Annotated in this window: 11 protein-coding genes, 1 tRNA gene, 1 other RNA gene, 4 pseudogenes and 1 riboswitch; of the genes and pseudogenes, 12 read left to right on the plus strand and 5 right to left on the minus strand. The window is 73.9% G+C overall.

What is annotated here, in order from left to right; all coding sequences use genetic code 11:
* The first annotated feature begins 72 nt into the window (after nt 1-72).
* From DA06_RS19120 to DA06_RS19140, 5 genes and pseudogenes are all read left to right on the plus strand, one after another.
* A complete protein-coding gene (locus DA06_RS19120) occupies nt 73-303 on the plus strand; it encodes a heavy-metal-associated domain-containing protein (protein ID WP_052436986.1) in 231 nt (76 codons plus the stop codon).
* A gap of 18 nt (nt 304-321) precedes the next feature.
* Nucleotides 322-453 (plus strand): hypothetical protein, encoded by a 132-nt coding sequence (locus DA06_RS19125; RefSeq protein ID WP_418605753.1) that lies wholly within the window; start codon nt 322-324, stop codon nt 451-453.
* Nucleotides 454-466: 13 nt separating this feature from the next.
* Entirely contained in the window at nt 467-1,255 is a 789-nt protein-coding gene (locus tag DA06_RS19130) for an ABC transporter ATP-binding protein (protein ID WP_043503168.1), read from the plus strand.
* Between the two features lie 6 nt (nt 1,256-1,261).
* Entirely contained in the window at nt 1,262-3,787 is a 2,526-nt protein-coding gene (locus DA06_RS19135) for an ABC transporter permease (protein ID WP_043503169.1), read from the plus strand.
* 127 nt (nt 3,788-3,914) lie between these two features.
* Nucleotides 3,915-4,383 (plus strand): annotated as a pseudogene (locus tag DA06_RS19140) (GNAT family N-acetyltransferase).
* Between the two features lie 3 nt (nt 4,384-4,386).
* On the opposite strand, the gene DA06_RS19145 reads toward DA06_RS19140, so the two are convergent.
* Nucleotides 4,387-4,698 (minus strand): helix-turn-helix domain-containing protein, encoded by a 312-nt coding sequence (locus tag DA06_RS19145; RefSeq protein WP_418605754.1) that lies wholly within the window; start codon nt 4,696-4,698, stop codon nt 4,387-4,389.
* Between the two features lie 39 nt (nt 4,699-4,737).
* On the opposite strand from DA06_RS19145, the gene DA06_RS19150 reads away from it, so the two are divergent.
* A complete protein-coding gene (locus DA06_RS19150; protein ID WP_418605755.1) occupies nt 4,738-5,655 on the plus strand; it encodes a glycerophosphoryl diester phosphodiesterase membrane domain-containing protein in 918 nt (305 codons plus the stop codon).
* A gap of 96 nt (nt 5,656-5,751) precedes the next feature.
* Here the strand turns inward: DA06_RS19150 and mtrB are convergent, their stop codons facing one another.
* Nucleotides 5,752-6,867, minus strand: coding sequence for an MtrAB system histidine kinase MtrB (gene mtrB / locus DA06_RS19155; RefSeq protein WP_418605756.1), 1,116 nt, complete (start codon nt 6,865-6,867; stop codon nt 5,752-5,754).
* 25 nt (nt 6,868-6,892) lie between these two features.
* Here mtrB and DA06_RS19160 point away from each other — a divergent pair, with 25 nt between their 5' ends.
* Nucleotides 6,893-7,423 carry a hypothetical protein gene (locus tag DA06_RS19160; protein WP_418608345.1) on the plus strand — a complete coding sequence of 177 codons (531 nt, stop codon included), beginning with the start codon at nt 6,893-6,895 and terminating at the stop codon, nt 7,421-7,423.
* Nucleotides 7,424-7,443: 20 nt separating this feature from the next.
* Here DA06_RS19160 and DA06_RS19165 read toward each other — a convergent pair.
* Together DA06_RS19165 and ffs are read right to left on the minus strand one after the other, a co-directional pair.
* Nucleotides 7,444-8,841, minus strand: a pseudogene (locus DA06_RS19165) (DNA polymerase III subunit gamma and tau); the annotation flags it as partial.
* A 74-nt stretch (nt 8,842-8,915) separates the two neighbouring features.
* Nucleotides 8,916-9,013, minus strand: an RNA gene (gene ffs, locus DA06_RS19170) — signal recognition particle sRNA small type.
* 139 nt (nt 9,014-9,152) lie between these two features.
* Between ffs and DA06_RS19175 the strand changes: the two genes are divergently transcribed.
* A tRNA-Ser gene (locus DA06_RS19175) sits at nt 9,153-9,237 on the plus strand.
* Between the two features lie 485 nt (nt 9,238-9,722).
* Nucleotides 9,723-9,893: riboswitch (cyclic di-AMP (ydaO/yuaA leader) on the plus strand.
* 366 nt (nt 9,894-10,259) lie between these two features.
* Here the strand turns inward: DA06_RS19175 and DA06_RS19180 are convergent.
* A pseudogene (locus tag DA06_RS19180) lies at nt 10,260-12,061 on the minus strand (proline--tRNA ligase).
* A gap of 151 nt (nt 12,062-12,212) precedes the next feature.
* On the opposite strand from DA06_RS19180, the pseudogene DA06_RS19185 reads away from it, so the two are divergent.
* From DA06_RS19185 to hpt, 4 genes and pseudogenes are all read left to right on the plus strand, one after another.
* Nucleotides 12,213-13,077: pseudogene (locus DA06_RS19185) on the plus strand (Fpg/Nei family DNA glycosylase).
* Nucleotides 13,078-13,390: 313 nt separating this feature from the next.
* Nucleotides 13,391-14,560 carry a heparan-alpha-glucosaminide N-acetyltransferase domain-containing protein gene (locus DA06_RS19190; RefSeq protein WP_418605758.1) on the plus strand — a complete coding sequence of 390 codons (1,170 nt, stop codon included), beginning with the start codon at nt 13,391-13,393 and terminating at the stop codon, nt 14,558-14,560.
* 85 nt (nt 14,561-14,645) lie between these two features.
* Nucleotides 14,646-14,864 carry a hypothetical protein gene (locus DA06_RS19195; RefSeq protein WP_418605760.1) on the plus strand — a complete coding sequence of 73 codons (219 nt, stop codon included), beginning with the start codon at nt 14,646-14,648 and terminating at the stop codon, nt 14,862-14,864.
* A gap of 18 nt (nt 14,865-14,882) precedes the next feature.
* Complete coding sequence (hpt, locus tag DA06_RS19200) at nt 14,883-15,437, plus strand: hypoxanthine phosphoribosyltransferase (RefSeq protein ID WP_043503200.1); 555 nt, start codon at nt 14,883-14,885, stop codon at nt 15,435-15,437.
* The last annotated feature ends 114 nt before the right edge of the window (nt 15,438-15,551 follow it).

Raw genomic sequence — 15,551 nt, forward strand, 5'->3', positions numbered from 1 at the left:
CGGCGATTCCACCGGCGCGACCCGGGCGCCCCGGCCGGAAGTCTGGACACGAACCTGAGAGGAGCACCCCCGATGATGCACCGCACGCCCCGCACGTTCGTCGGCACCACCGCCTTCGAGGTGGCCGGCATGACGTGCGGCCACTGCGCCGACGCCCTGACCGGCGCGATCCGCGCCCTGGCGGGCGTCGCCGCCGTCGACGTCGACCTGGCGGCCGGCGTCGCCACCGTCACCGCCGCCCGTCCCGTGGACCGCGCCGACGTCGTCGACGCGATCGACGGCACCGGCCACCCCACCCGCTGAAGCCGAGGAGAGATCGCCATGGACACCTGGCTCGACCTGCACCTGTACCGCACCGCCGACCTCGTCCACGAGGCCGCGGCCGCCCGCACCCGCCGGCTGATCCGCCGCGGGAGCACCGATGCGCCCCGCCTGACCACCACCTTCCGCTGAGAGGACCACCGAGATGACCACCACCGCCCCCACTGCCGCTGCCAGCTCGGGGACCCGTGCCACCCGGACCGCCGTGGCCGCCGAGGCCCGCGCCGTCGTCAAGACCTACGGCCGCGGCGAGACCGCGGTCCGCGCCCTCGACGGCGCCGACCTGAGCATCGCCACCGGCCGGTTCACCGCCGTCATGGGCCCCTCGGGCTCCGGCAAGTCCACCCTCATGCACGCCCTCGCCGGGCTCGACACCGTCGACTCCGGCGAGGTGCTCCTCGGCGGCACCGACCTGACGACGCTCAGCGAGGACCGGCGCACGCTCCTGCGCCGCGAGCGGATCGGGTTCGTCTTCCAGGCGTTCAACCTGGTCCCGTCGCTGACCGCCGCCGAGAACATCGCCCTGCCGCTCACCCTCGCCGGCCGCCGGCCCGACCCGGAGTGGATGGCACAGCTCGTGGACGTCGTCGGCCTCGGCGACCGTCTGACCCACCGGCCCACCGAGCTCTCCGGCGGGCAGCAGCAGCGCGTCGCCGTCGCGCGGGCACTCATCGCGCGGCCAGAGATCGTCTTCGCCGACGAGCCCACCGGCAACCTGGACTCCCGCTCCGGTGGCGCCGTGCTCGGCTTCCTGCAGTACGCGGCGCGGGAGCTCGGCCAGAGCATCGTCATGGTCACCCACGACCCGCGGGCGGCCGCGCACGCCGACCGCGTCGTCTTCCTCGCCGACGGCCGCATCGTCGACGAGCTCGCCGACCCCACCGCCGCCGCCGTCCTCACCACGATGACCCGCCTCGGCGCGGGCGAGGAGTGATCCGACATGTGGCACCTGACCCTCGCGCACATCCGCACCCACCGCTCCCGCTTCACACTCACGCTGCTCGCCGTCGTCCTCGGCGTCACGTTCGTCACCGGCAGCCTCGTGCTGACCGACACCTCCCAGAGACTCTTCGAGGACCAGTTCCGCACGGCCTCCGCGGGCGTGGACCTCACCGTCCGTGACGCCGCCGCCTTCGACTCCGCCATGGGCGTGGAGGTCGAGCGCGACCCGCTCCCGGCCGAGCTGCTCGACCGGGTCCGTGCCGTCGACGGGGTGGCCGACGCCGCCGCCTCCGCCGCGGGGCAGGGCCTCCTCGAGGCCGACGGCGAACCGCTCGTCCCGGCCGGGGCGTCCGTGCTCTCGTCCTGGTCGCCGGCACCCTTCGGCGCCTTCGAGATCCGCGAGGGCACGGAGCCGACGGCGGACGGGCAGGTGGTCCTCGACGTCGCCACCGCGCAGACCTACGGCATCGCCCTGGGCGACGAGGTGACGGTCCGCGCCGACGTCGTCGACACCCTCGAGGTGGTCGGCCTCGCCGGGTTCGGCACCGAGGACGGTCTGGCCGACACGACCATGGCGCTGGTCTCCCTGCCCACCGCCCAGCGTCTCCTCGAGCTCGGCGACCAGGTCACCCAGGTGCAGGCCGTCGCCGCCGACGGCATCACGCCCACCGCCCTGCAGACCGCTGTCGGGGCGGCGCTCGGTGGCGAGTACGACCTCGCCACCGCCCAGGACACCGTGGCCGCCGGCGCCGCGGCCGCCGCCTCCAAGCTGTCGATGATCCGGGTGATGCTGCTGTCCATGGCGGGGGCGGCGCTGCTGGTCGGCGGCTTCCTCATCGCCAACACCTTCGCCATCGTCATCTTCCAGCGCTCCCGCGAGCTCGCGCTGCTGCGCGCGGCCGGCGCCACCTCCCGGCAGCTGCGCCGCTCGGTGCTGGGCGAGGCGCTGGTGGTGGGCGCCGCCGGGTCGGTGGTCGGCACGGGTCTCGGCATCCTCGCGGGGTACGGGCTTCGGGACCTCGCGCGCGCCTTCGGGGTGGCGCTTCCCGACGGCGGACTCGTGGTCGCGCCGCGCACGCTGCTGATCTCGCTGGGCATCGGGGTCGTCGTGACCGTGCTGTCCGCGGTCGGTCCGGCCCGCAAGGCCGCCAGGGTCTCGCCGGTCGAGGCCATGCGGGACAGCGGCATCGTGCCCCCGTCCCCGCGGCGGGCCGTGCTCGGGTGGGTCGCGGCGGGGATCGCCGCGCTCGCCGTCGGGTCCTCGGCCCTGGGGGCCGACGTGACCGTCGTGGCGGCCGGTGCCGTGGCCGCACTCGTGGCGCTGACCCTGCTCGGGCCCGTGCTTGCGCCGCGGCTGGCGCGGCTGGTCGGCCGCCCGCTCGACGCCGTCGGCATGACCGGCCGCCTGGCCCGGGAGTCCGCCGCCCGGGCCCCCCGCCGCACCGCGGCCACGACCACCGCGCTGGCGATCGGGCTCACGCTCATCACGTTCATGACCATCCTCGGCCAGTCGGTCAAGGCCACGACCGCCAGCACCTACGAGGAGGTCGTCACCGCCGACCTCGTGGTCGAGAGCGCCCGCGCCGAGATGCTCGGCGGGCTCTCGCACGACGTCCACCACGCCGTCGAGGACGTGCCGGAGGTCGCCGTCGTCTCCCGGATGCGGTACGGGCACTGGAAGGACGCCGGCGCGACCAGCGCGCTCACCGCGGTCGACCCCGGCACGATCGGCGAGGTCACGAACGTGGACATGGTCGCCGGGTCCCTGGAGGCCCTGGCCGACGGCGGCATCGTCCTCGGCGCCGAGAAGGCGGCCGAGCGCGGGCTCGCGGTCGGCGACACCCTCACCCTCACCTTCTCGCGCACCGGCGACCAGACCCTCGAGGTGGTCGGGCTCGTCGACGACGGCGACGCCCAGGCGCTCGCCACCGGATACCTCATCTCCATGGACACCTACGCCGAGAACTTCACCGAGGACGTCGACGCCTCGTTGCTGGTGGGGCTGCGGGACGGGGTGGACGCCGAGGAGGGGCAGCGGGCCGTGGCCGACGCGCTCGAGCCGTTCCCCACCGCCGACGTGCGCGACCTGGCCGCCGCCGTGGCGGCACGGGCAGGAGCGGTCGACCAGATCCTCGGGATGGTGACGGTGCTCCTGCTGCTCGCCGTCGCGATCGCCCTGCTGGGCATCACCAACACCCTCGCCCTCTCGATCGTCGAGCGCACCCGCGAGATCGGGCTGCTGCGCGCCACCGGCATGACCCGCAAGCAGGTGGCGTGGATGGTCCGCTGGGAGGCCGCGCTCGTGGCCGTGCTCGCCGGCGTGCTGGGCGTCGGGCTCGGCGCGGGCCTCGGCGCCGCGACCGTCCGGGCGCTCTCCGGTGGGGAGCCCGTACCCGTGCCTGGCCGGTGGACCGGCTGCTGCTGGTGGTGGCCCGTGGCCACCGTCGGCGGGCTCGTCGCCGGGATGCTGCCGGCCCGGCGAGCGGCGCGGCTGGACGTGCTCCACGCGGTGGCCGCGCAGTAGGAGGTCGCGGGAGCACGCTTCGTCGGTGGGTCGGGCGCTGGTACCGCGGCGCCCGGCCCTCCGCCGTCGCGATAGGTTCTGCCGTCGCGAGCCGTGTGTTGCCGGGACGAGGGAGAGGCCAGTGGTGATCAGCGTCGAGGTCGGTGCGGAACCGTGGGACGGCGCCGACGGGGTACGGCTTCGCGCCGCCCAGCGCGCGGAGCTGGACGCGCGGTACGGCTCGGACAGCGAGCCGGGGGCCAAGCCCACGGCCAGGGACGTCACCGTGTTCCTCGTGGCTCGCGACGCCGCCGGGGGAGGCTCGCGGGTGCGGCGCCCTGCGCCTGCTGCAGCCGGGCACCGCGGAGATCAAGCGTATGTACGTCGAGCCGGCAGCCCGCGGGACCGGCGTCTCTGCGGCCATCCTGCGGGCCCTGGAGGCGGAGGCGCTCCGCCGCGACGTCACGCGGCTCCTGCTCGAGACGGGCACGGCCCAGCCCGACGCCATGCGCTTCTACGAGCGTGAGGGGTACGAGCGCATCGACAACTTCGGGCCGTACGCGGGGGAGCCGCTGTCGGTGTGCTACGCGCGTCACCTCGCCGGGACGGCGGGCTGAGACTCAGTCGGACGACGCGGCCAGCGCCCGGGCCACCTCCGTCCGCGACGTCACGCCGAGCTTGGTGAACACGTTCCGCAGGTGGAAGTCGATGGTGCGCGGGCTGAGGAAGAGCCGGGCGGCGACGTCGCGGTTGGACATGCCCTCGGCGACGAGCCGTGCCACCTGCTGCTCCTGCTGCGTCAGCGCCGGGGCGGCCACGTCCGCGCCGCGCCGGCGCGCGGTCTCGCCGGAGGCCCGCAGCTCCGCCGTCCCGCCGCCGTCCCCCAGAGCGCCCCGGCGTACGGCCAGTACGGCCCGGCCGCCGGGCAGCACGTCCCCCGCGGCTTCGGCGGTGCCGCCCAGCCGGGCATCGTGCCGCTGCGGCCGCTCAACGTCGGGGAGATCCTCGACGGCGGCTTCCGGGCCATCCGGGCCAACCCGAAGGTGATGTTCGGGCTCTCCCTGCTCGTCATGGGCGCCATGGCCGTGATCGAGGCCGTGATCCTCGGTCTGTTCATGGGCCAGGTGATCCCGCTGCTCGACTCGACGACGTCGCCCGAGACGCTCTCCGCCCTCGGCGCCGGCAGCGCCCTGGGCATGCTCGCGACCGGCATCGGCGTCTACATCGCCTCGATCGTCCTGACGGCGCTGCTGATCATCTCGGTCAGCCAGTCCGTGATCGGACGCGTCGCCACCGTCGGCGAGGTGTGGGCGAACGCGAGGGGCCAGGTCTGGCGGCTCGTCGGCCTCACCCTGCTGCTCGGCGTCGGGTGGGTGGTCGTGGTCGTGGCGATCGCGGTGCTCACGGCCCTGCTCGTCGGCGGCATCGTCGCCGCGCTCGGCGACGCCGCGCCGGCCGTGGCCGTGATCGTCGTCCTCCTGGTGATCCTCGCCGCCGTCGTCGGCGCTGCCTTCTTCGCCGTGCGGCTCACGCTCTCCGCCCCCGCCCTCATGCTCGAGCGGACCGGCGTCCTCGAGTCGCTGCGCCGTTCGTGGTCGCTGACCCGCGGCCACTTCTGGCGGATCTTCGGCTCCCTGGCGCTGGCGGTGGTCATCGTCAGCGTCATCTCGTACGCGCTGATGATCCCCCTCAGCCTGGGCATGGCGTTCACGGGCACCGACATGACCGCCATGGTCGTGACGATGATCGTCTCGACCGTGATCTCCGTGCTCGTCTCGGCGCTCACGACGCCGTTCCTCGCCGCGGTCCTCGCCCTGGTCTACATCGACGTCCGGATGCGCAAGGAGGGTCTCGACGTCGAGCTGGCCCGCGCGGCCGAGGCACGCTGAGGTGGGGCCGACCCTCGTGCCGGTGTCCGGGGTGCCCGTCGACCCGGACGCCGCGGAGGCGCAGCGCTGGGCGGAGGAGGAGCTCGCCAGGCAGATCTACTCCGACGACCCGGGCCTGCTCCAGCGCCTGGGCGAGTGGTTCCTCAGCCTCTTCGAGGGCATCGGCCGCATCGGGGCCGTCACCCCGCCGGCCGTCGTGCCCGCCCTCGTCGTGCTCGCCTTCGCCGGTGTTCTCGTCACCGCGCTGCTGCTCGGCGGCCGCGTGCGCCGGCGGCTCGCGGCCGGGCCCCACGCCCGCAGCGTGCCGCCGTGCAGGCGCGCGTCCTCCATGGCGATCGCCAGGCCCAGGCCGGTGCCGCCGGTGGTGCGGGCCCGGGCGGGGTCGGCACGCCAGAAGCGGTCGAACACGTGGGCCGCCGCCTCCTCGTCCATCCCGACCCCGTGGTCGAGGACCCTCACGGCGACGGTCGAGCCGTTCACGCCGACGGTGATGTCGATGGGGCGGCCCTCGCCGTGCTCGATCGCGTTCGACAGGAGGTTGCGCAGCACGCGCTCGACCCGGCGCGGGTCGACGTCGGCGGTGGCCGGGGCGTCCGGCGCGTCCACCCGCACGTCGGAGCCCTTCGCGTCGGCGAGGATGGTGTTGAGCTCCACCACGTGCTCGACCAGGTCGCGCAGGTCGCGCTCCTCCACGTCCAGGACGGCGGCGCCGGCGTCGAAGCGCGAGATCTCGAGCAGGTCGGCGAGCATCGACTCGAACCTGTCGAGCTGGGTCTGCAGGAGCTCGGCGGAACGCCGGACCGCGGGGTCGAAGGAGTCCTTGGCGTCGTGGATGAGCTCGCCCGCCATGCGGATGGTGGTCAGCGGCGTGCGCAGCTCGTGGGAGACGTCCGAGACGAACCGCTGCTGCAGCCGGGAGAGCTCCTCCATCCGCTCGATCTGCCGCTGCAGCGAGGCGGCCATCTCGTTGAAGGACTCCCCCAGCACGGCGAGCTCGTCGCGCCCACGCACGTCCATCCGCTCGTCGAGCATGCCGTCGGCCAGCTTCTCCGCCGTCAGGGCCGCCTGCTTCACCGGGCGCAGCACCCACCGGGTGATCACCCACGTCATCGCCCCGAGCAGCACCACGAGCCCGATGGCCCCGACCGAGAGCACCCGCAGCACCAGGGAGATCGTCTCCTCCTCGGGCGAGAGCGTGTAGACCAGGTACATCTCGTACGCGCCGGCCGCCGGGAGGGTGACCGGGGAGCCGACGACGATCCCCCGGCGCGTCGCCCGCCTGGCCGGGCAGCCTCACCGGCTGCCAGTGCTGCCCGCCCGCCGTGCCGACGGCGGTGCGCATCTCGGGGGTGACCAGGGCCCGCAGGTCGATGCCCGTGTTGGTGCCCGGGTCGGCGATCGTCACGGCGGACGTCTCCGCCGGCGAGCGCATCAGCAGGGCGCCGACGGCGCCGGAGCCGGCGGTGTCCAGGTTACGGATCCACGCGTTGGCCACCGACTGGACCTGCTGGCTGGTGGTCGCCGTCGCCGAGTCGAAGGTCTGCTGGGCGTCCTGCTGGCGGAGCGCCGCGTCCTCGAGCATCTGCCCCACCCGCTCGTCGTAGAGGCCGTCGCGGATCTGCAGGGAGAGGACGCCGCCGATGACCGCCAGCGCCAGCAGTCCGCCGACGACGGTGGAGGCGACGACGCGGACGGTGAGCGAGGAGCGCCAGCGGCGCAGCAGGTGCAGGAGCTTGTGACGCAGGCGCACCCGCAGCCGCACGCGTGAGCGCGGCCGGTAGGTGGTCGCCGGGCCCGCGGGGTGCGGGACGGAGCCGGCCCCGGGGAGGCGTGCCCTGCCGGTACGGGCCGTTCTTCCGGCGCGGCCTGCGGCGCCTGGGTCCGGGGGTCCTGCTGGGGCGCCCGGTCGTTCTGCGCGTCGACCGTCTGCGACGCCGGAGCCGCCTGGACCGGCCGCGGCGCGCGAGTCTCCTGGACCGATCCCCGCAGTGCCGGCGCGCGCGGCGGAAGGGTGGCCCCGCCGTCGACGAGCTGACGCTCGAGGCGGTCGAGACGGGCACCGTAGCCGGCGTCCCCCTCGTCGGCTCCCGGCAGCAGAAGCCGCGCGCAGAGGAGTTCGAGCTGCAGACGGGGGTGAGGTGGCGCCGCTCATCTCGGTGAGGGCGCCGTTGACGAGGTCGGCGGCCCGCGAGAGCTGCGCCGCGCCCAGGTGGCGGGCCTGGGCCCGCATCCGATCGAGCTGGTCCGCCGGCACGCCGCGCAGCGCGGCCGCGGCGTGGTCGCCCGCCATCGCGATGACGACGAGGTCGCGCAGCCGTTCGAGGACGTCCTCGACGAACCGCCGCGGATCGTGGCCGGACTCGATGACGCGGTCGACCACCCGGAACAGGCTCGCCCCGTCACGGGCCGCGAGGGAGTCCACGACGTCGTCCAGCAGCGCCGAGTCGGTGTAGCCCAGCAGCGCGACCGCGCGCTCGTAGTCCAGACCGGTGTCCTGCGCGCCGGCGATGAGCTGGTCGAGCACGGACAGGGTGTCGCGGACCGAGCCGCCGCCCGCCCGCACCACCATCGGGAGCACCCCACCACCGACCTGGACGCCCTCGGAGGCGCACAGCTGCTCGAGGTAGGCCAGCAGCTGCTCCGGCGGCACGAGCCGGAACGGGTAGTGGTGCGTGCGCGACCGGATCGTGCCGATGACCTTCTCCGGCTCCGTCGTCGCGAAGATGAATTTGATGTGGGGGCGGGGGGCTCCTCGACGAGCTTGAGCAGGGCGTTGAAGCCCTGCGAGCTCACCATGTGGGCCTCGTCGAGGATGAAGATCTTGTAGCGGTCGCGGGCCGGGGCGAAGCTGGCACGCTCACGCAGCTCGCGGGCGTCGTCGACACCGTTGTGGGAGGCGGCGTCGATCTCGACGACGTCCAGGGAGCCCGGTCCGCCGCGCGCCAGCTCGACGCACGACGGGCAGGTGCCGCACGGGGTGTCGGTGGGGCCCTTCTCACAGTTCAGGCAGCGGGCCAGGATGCGGGCCGACGTCGTCTTGCCGCAGCCGCGAGGCCCGGAGAAGAGATAGGCGTGGTTGGCCCGGTCCGCACGCAGCGCCGCCATAAGAGGTTCGGTGACGTGCTCCTGGCCGATGACCTCCTGGAAGGTCTCGGGCCGGTAGCGGCGGTACAGGGCTGTGCTCACGGACCGAGGTTAGCCGCGCGCACCCACACCTGGCACACACCCTCGTCAGGGCTGTGCACAGCCGCGCACGGGCATGAGAGGACCCCCCCGTGCACCCGCCAGAGCTCACCTACCCTTGCTGCCTTCCGGCCCTGGGGGAGTTCGGCAAGATGACGCCGCACGAGGGGTCGCCGACAAGTCTAACGGACCGCCGCGCACCTGTGCGCACGGGTGACCAAGCCCACCCCGCGGCCCACGCCGCCGTGGTCGAGGCCCCGCGCCCGGTCGGGTATCCTCGACACTCGAAAGTCCGCCGCAAGGCGTCTTTCCCAGGAGGATTCGCCTAGTGGCCTATGGCGCACGCTTGGAAAGCGTGTTGGGTTAACGCCCTCGGGGGTTCGAATCCCCCATCCTCCGCACTCGGATCGGGTGCCCGCTTCTGCGGCGGGCACCCGATCGTGCTTCCCGGGCCCGTCCGGGCCGAACCGCTCCAACGTTCTGCCGCTCGCGGCTCACCGTGCCACCGAGCAGGCGCGCCCGTCGCCCGCACCCCGTCGCCGGCCCGGGTCGGGTTCGGCCGCTCCAGGCTCAACGTGCCACCGCGCAGGCGTGGCCGTCGCCCGCACCTCGTCGCCGGCCCGGATCGGCCCACCCAGCCCGCGATAACCAGCCCGCACCGTCGCGTCGGAAGCCCGCCGTGACGAGCCACCCCGTCGGGAGACACGCCGGCGTGACGGATCTCACCGCGTCGGTTCCCGCAGCATTCCGGGCCTCCCGCGAAACCGTCGTCCACAGTCCGTGACCCAAACGTGACATTGGTGGTACCGACGCGCTAACGTCTGCACCGCTCCACGAACCCTCCTCGTGGAGTCTCCGGGCGGGATGCCGAACCCTGCCGCCGCCCGGGGTCGGTGCGAGATCCCGCGGCAGGGACGGGGGACCCAGTGTTCGTGGCCCGGGCTTCTGGTCCGGGTCTTGGGGTGAAGCGCGTGGCCGGCCGGTGGCCGGGGCGTGCCGGGCGTTCTCCCGCCCGAACCCGACAGCTCACCTCGTAGGCAGCCAGGAGAGGCCTTCGTCTTGACCAGCACCGCCATGACCGCTGCCGCCCGCGCGCGGCACCGCGCCGCCCGGCGCCCGTCCACCCCGCTCTCGTCCCTGGTCTCCGGGCCGGCGGCCCGCCGCTCGCTGCTGACGGTGGCGTCCTCGGGCCTGGCGATCACGATGGCCGCGTCCACCGCGGCCGCCGCCCCGGAGTCCGGGTCCACCCAGGCCCTGCCCCAGGTGGACGTGACCTCGCTGACCTCCGAGGCGCTCTCGGCGATGGTGACCTCCCCGTCGGTGTCCGTGCCGGCGGACGTGGCCTGGTCGGTGGAGGAGGTCGCCGCCGAGGGTAGCAGGCCGGGCACGGCCGGGAGGTGTGGTCGCCGTCCGGCCCGTCGTCAGCCGGCGAGTGCGTCGTCGACGAGCTCGCGCAGTCGCGCGACGGCCAGGTCGGGCGCGACCTCTTCCCGCTCGCCGCCGGCCCGGTGGCGGATCTCCACCACGCCGTCGGCCAGTCCCCGTCCGACGACGAGGCTCAGCGGTACGCCGAGCAGCTCGGCGTCCGCGAACTTCACCCCGGCGGAGACCTTCTGCCGGTCGTCGTAGAGGACCTCGACGCCGACGGCCTCGAGCTCGCGGGCGAGGCCGTCGGCCGTGTCGAAGATCTCCTGGCCCTTGCCGGTGGCGAGCACGTGCACGTGGGCCGGCGCCACCTGGATCGGCCAGACCAGCCCCTTCTCGTCGTTGTTGCCCTCGGCCAGCGCGGCGAGCGCGCGGGTGATCCCGATGCCGTAGGAGCCCATGGTGACGACGACGGCCTTGCCGTTCTGGTCGAGCACCTTGAGGTCGAGGGCCTCGGCGTACTTGCGGCCCAGGGCGAAGATGTGGCCGATCTCGATGCCGCGGGCGAGCTCGAGGGGTCCGGACCGTCGGGCGCGGGGTCGCCGGCGCGGACCTCGGCGGCCTCGATGGTGCCGTCGGCGGTGAAGTCGCGGCCCGCGACGAGACCGAAGACGTGCCTGCCCTCGGCGTCGGCGCCGGTGATCCAGGAGGTGCCGGGAACCACGCGGGGGTCGAGGAGGTACCTGATCGCGCCCGTGCCGGCCACCGGCCTGCCGTCGTCGTCGCTCTCGCGCGGCGCACCGTTGGGGCCGAGCACGGCGGGGCCGATGTAGCCCTTGACGAGCTCGGGGTGCGCCTCGAGGTCCTCCTCGGTGGCGGGCTCGACCTCGGCGGGCTCGACCGCGGCCTGGAGCCGCTTGAGGTCGACCTCCCGGTCGCCCGGCAGGCCGACGGCGATCACCTCGCGGGTGCCGTCGGGGTGGCTCAGGGCGAGGACGACGTTCTTGAGCGTGTCCGCCGCCGTCCAGGCCCGGTCCTCGCGCGGGTGCAGCCGGTTCGCGGCGTCCACGAGCGTGTCGATCGTCGGGGAGTCCGGGGTGTCGAGCACCTCGGCGGGGGGCAGGCCGTCGAAGGGCAGCGGGTCCGGCACGGGGGTGGTGACGGCCTCGACGTTGGCGGCGTACCCGCCCGGCGAGCGGACGAACGTGTCCTCGCCGATCGCCGTCGGGTGGAGGAACTCCTCGCTCCGGGACCCGCCCATGGCACCGCTCATGGCCCGGACGATGACGTACTCGAGGCCGAGCCGGTCGAAGATCCGCTGGTAGGCCTGCCGCTGGAGGTTGTAGGAACGCTCGAGCCCGGCGTCGTCCACGTCGAAGGAGTACGCGTCCTTCATGATGAACTCGCGACCACGGATGAGACCGGCGCGCGGACGCGCCTCGTCGCGGTACTTCGTCTGCACCTGGTACAGCGCGAGCGGCAGCTCCTTGTAGGAGCTGTACAGGTCCTTGACCAGGAGGGTGAACATCTCCTCGTGGGTCGGGGCGAGGAGGTAGTCGGCGCCCTTGCGGTCCTGCAGCCGGAAGAGGTTCGGGCCGTACTCGACCCAGCGGCCCGTCGCCTCGTAGGGCTCCTTGGGGAGGAGCGCCGGGAAGTGCACCTCCTGGCCGCCGATGGCGTCCATCTCCTCGCGCACGACCTGCTCGACCTTGGCGAGCACCTTCAGGCCGAGCGGCAGCCACGAGTAGATCCCGGGCGCGGCCCGGCGGATGTAGCCCGCCCGCACGAGGAGGCGGTGGCTGGCGACCTCGGCGTCGGCCGGGTCCTCCCGCAGGGTCCGCAGAAAAAGGGACGACATCTTCATCAGCACGCGGGCCAGCCTACCGACGCCCACGGCCGGCACCGGACGCAAGCCTCCCGGCCCGGTGCGGGGACACGCCGGGACCGGCAGGCCCACCGTGTGGCGCCTTCCGCTGCCGCGGTCGGCCGCCGCAGGGCAGGATGGGGCCATGCCCGAGATGCCGGAGGTGGAGGGACTCGCCGGTTTCCTCCGCGAGCGCGCCGTCGGCCGCACCGTCGCAGCCGTCGAGATCGGCGCCGTCAGCGCCCTGAAGACCTTCTCCCCCGCCCCCACCGACCTGGTCGGCCGCGAGATCACCGCGGTCGCCCGGCACGGCAAGTGGCTGGATCTCACCACCGGCGACGGCGAGCCGGTCCATCTGGTCTTCCACCTCGCCAAGGCGGGGGTGGCTGCGCTGGTACGACACCGTGCCGAAGGCGATGCTCCGTCCCGGCCGGTCGCCGATCGCCCTGCGGGTGCGCCTGGACGACGGCGCGGGGTTCGACCTGACGGAGGCCGGCACCCGCAAGCGGCTCGCGGTGCACGTGGTCCCGCGGCCCGAGGCTGTCGAGGCGGTCGCGACGCTGGGCGTCGATCCGGCCGACCTGACGGTCGAGCGCCTGCGGTTGCTGCTCGCCGCCCGCAACCAGCAGGTCAAGGGGCTGCTGCGGGACCAGTCGGTGATCGCCGGCATCGGCAACGCCTACTCCGACGAGATTTTGCACGCCGCCCGGATCAGTCCCTACGCCCTGACGAGGTCGTTCGACGACGAGACCGCCGCACGGCTGCACGACGCGATCCACGAGGTGCTGGCCGCCGCCGTAGAGCAGGCCTCGGGCAAGCCGGCGGCGGAGCTGAAGGACAGCAAGCGGCGCAGCATGCGCGTGCACGGCCGGGCCGGACAGGCGTGCCCCGTGTGCGGCGACACCGTCCGGGAGGTCTCCTTCGCCGACTCCTCGTTGCAGTACTGCCCGACCTGCCAGACGGACGGGAAGGTCCTCGCCGACCGGCGGATGTCGAAGCTGCTTCGCTGACGCGGCTGTGACCTGACACATTGAATGGCCATTTGCCATTCGATGTGGCCACCGTCAACGGGATAGCGGTTGTGACAGGAATGGTGGCCATCAAACTCGACGGCTGAGGCCTCCATGTGGGCCGCCTCTAAGGGCGGTTCTCCGCTGCTACAGGCACCAGACCACCTATCTGCTCGCCGCGCCTGACCAGCGGGACGGGGACGGCAGAAGCGCGGGTGGCCCGGCGCCAGGGTCCGGACAGTGTTCGATTCCGCCATCCCGGAAGGCCGCCTCCGGATAGGTTCGGCTTATCCACCGCCCCGAAGGAGATGCCGTGCGCCCACCGCTTACTCGTCGACTGCTCGCGTGCGTCTCGAACGGGCTGGCTCTTCTCGTGCTGACGGCCTGCGCCGCCGGCGGAGGCGGGGCCGCCGGCAACGCCGGCGAGCCGGCGGGCGAAGCGGCAACTGCCTCGACGGCAGCGGCGACGACGGACCGGGCGGCCGGCACGACCCCGGAGTGGTTCGTCGTCGCGGACGGCCGCTCCGCCGCGCTCTTCGCGCTGCTGGCCGGCGTCTCGCTCGCGCTCGCCAACGGCCGTCAGGTGCCGCCGTCGGGGCTCGCGCTGACCCGGGCGCGGCTGGCGACCCTCGTGCGGGCGGGGGTGCTGCTCGTGATCGGCGTGGTGCTGGTGCTGCTCGGCACCCCAGTGCTGGTGATCCTGCCGGCGTACGCGGCGATGTTCGTGCTGGCCCTGCCGTTCCTCGGGGCGGACCGCCGTTCGCTGCTGCTCGGTGCGGTGACGGCTGCCGTGGTCTCCCCGGCCGTCATCTTCCTGCTCACCACCCCGCTGGAACGCGGCGGGGCAAGCGTGGCCGCCCGGCTCACGGGGATGGCGGACCCGGTCGAGCTGCCGATGGACGAGTTCGCGACCGGGGCGTACCCGGCGCTGATCTTCCTCGCGTACGTCCTGCTCGGGATGCTCGTGGGCCGGTCGAACCTGGGCTCCGTCCGGGTCCAGCTGGCGCTCGTCGGCTCCGGGACCGTCCTCGCCGCGGCCGCGTGGGGCACCTCCCGCCTGGTCCTCGACGCGCTCGGCCCGGACGCCTCGCCCCTGATGGTCCGCCTCGCCAGCGCCGCCGCGCACGACGACTCCACGCTGGAGGTCGTCGGGAACTGCGGCACCTCGATCGCCGTGGTGGGCGTGTGCCTGCTGCTCACCGGGCCGGGGACGGCGGCCGGACGGGCGGCGTCCGCGGTGCTCTCCCCGGTCGCTGCGGCGGGGGCCGCCACCCTGAGCGTGTACTCGTTCCACATCGTCGCGATCTCCGTCCTCGGCAACGCGGTGGTCTGGTACCCGGAGTCGAACGCCGTGCTGGTGTGGTTCATCGTCGTCGCGCTCGCCGGCGCGTGGCTGTGGCGCCGCTTCCTCGGCCGCGGCCCGCTCGAGCGTCTGGTGTACTCCGCCGTCGCCGCCGTGCTGGGGCCTGCGCCGGCCCGCTGAGAAGGGGCCGGGGCGCGGACGGCGTCAACGGCCGACGGCGCGGCACATCTCCAGCAGCTTCGTCACCGTCGCCCAGTTGCGGGCCGTGCCTTCCCGCGCGACGCCGCGCGCCACGGCGGTCCACGTCGAGGCCCTCGACGCGCTCGTCACCCGGTACCACGGTCAGGGGCCGGTGCCGCTGCCCGGGCCGGTGGTCGCGCGCCGTCGGTGTGGCAGGCTAACTCTGGCGCCGGGCCGGCGCGGCCCGGACGGCCCGGACCACCCGGACGACCCGGGCGCTCCGGTCGGCCCGGCACGGACGTAGCACAGCGAGGAGATCCGAGTGGACGCGCAGGACATGGGGCAGGACCTGGAGAAGGTGCTGCTCACGCAGGAGCAGATCGACACGAGGCTGGCCGAGATGGCCGCCGAGATCGACGCCGACTACGCGGGCCGGGAGGTCCTGCTCGTCGGGGTGCTGCGCGGCGCGGTGATGGTGATGGCCGACCTGTCCCGCAAGCTTCACCTGCCGGTGCAGATGGACTGGATGGCGGTCTCCTCCTACGGGTCCGGCACCAAGTCCTCCGGCGTCGTGCGCATCCTCAAGGACCTGGACACGGACCTGCACGGGCGCGACGTCCTGATCGTCGAGGACATCATCGACTCGGGCCTGACGCTGTCCTGGCTGCTCGCCAACCTGCGCTCCCGCGGCCCGGCGTCCGTCGAGATCGCGACGCTGCTGCGCAAGCCGGAGGCGGCGAAGGTCGACGTCGACGTGCGCTACGTGGGCTTCGACATCGCCCCGGAGTTCGTCGTCGGGTACGGGCTCGACTACGCCGAGCGGTACCGGCACCTCCCGTTCGTCGGCACCCTCGCCCCCCACGTCTACGGCGGCTGACCAGCCCGCCGACGGCGGCCCGGCCCGGCGCCCGTGCGAGGAGCCGTACCGCCCTGCGCCCGTGCGAGGAGCCGTACCGCCCTGCGCGAACATCGAGCCAGCACCCAGCCCACG

The organism is Georgenia sp. SUBG003 (assembly GCF_000715355.2).
Classification (GTDB): domain Bacteria; phylum Actinomycetota; class Actinomycetes; order Actinomycetales; family Actinomycetaceae; genus Georgenia.

Bases quoted from the DNA above. Each gene is read 5' to 3' on its own strand.
- DA06_RS19125 (WP_418605753.1), top strand. From the start codon at position 322: ATGGACACCTGGCTCGACCTGCACCTGTACCGCACCGCCGACCTCGTC.
- DA06_RS19120 (WP_052436986.1), top strand. From the start codon at position 73: ATGATGCACCGCACGCCCCGCACGTTCGTCGGCACCACCGCCTTCGAG.
- mtrB (WP_418605756.1), bottom strand. From the start codon at position 6,867: ATGTACCTGGTCTACACGCTCTCGCCCGAGGAGGAGACGATCTCCCTG.
- DA06_RS19130 (WP_043503168.1), top strand. From the start codon at position 467: ATGACCACCACCGCCCCCACTGCCGCTGCCAGCTCGGGGACCCGTGCC.
- DA06_RS19135 (WP_043503169.1), top strand. From the start codon at position 1,262: ATGTGGCACCTGACCCTCGCGCACATCCGCACCCACCGCTCCCGCTTC.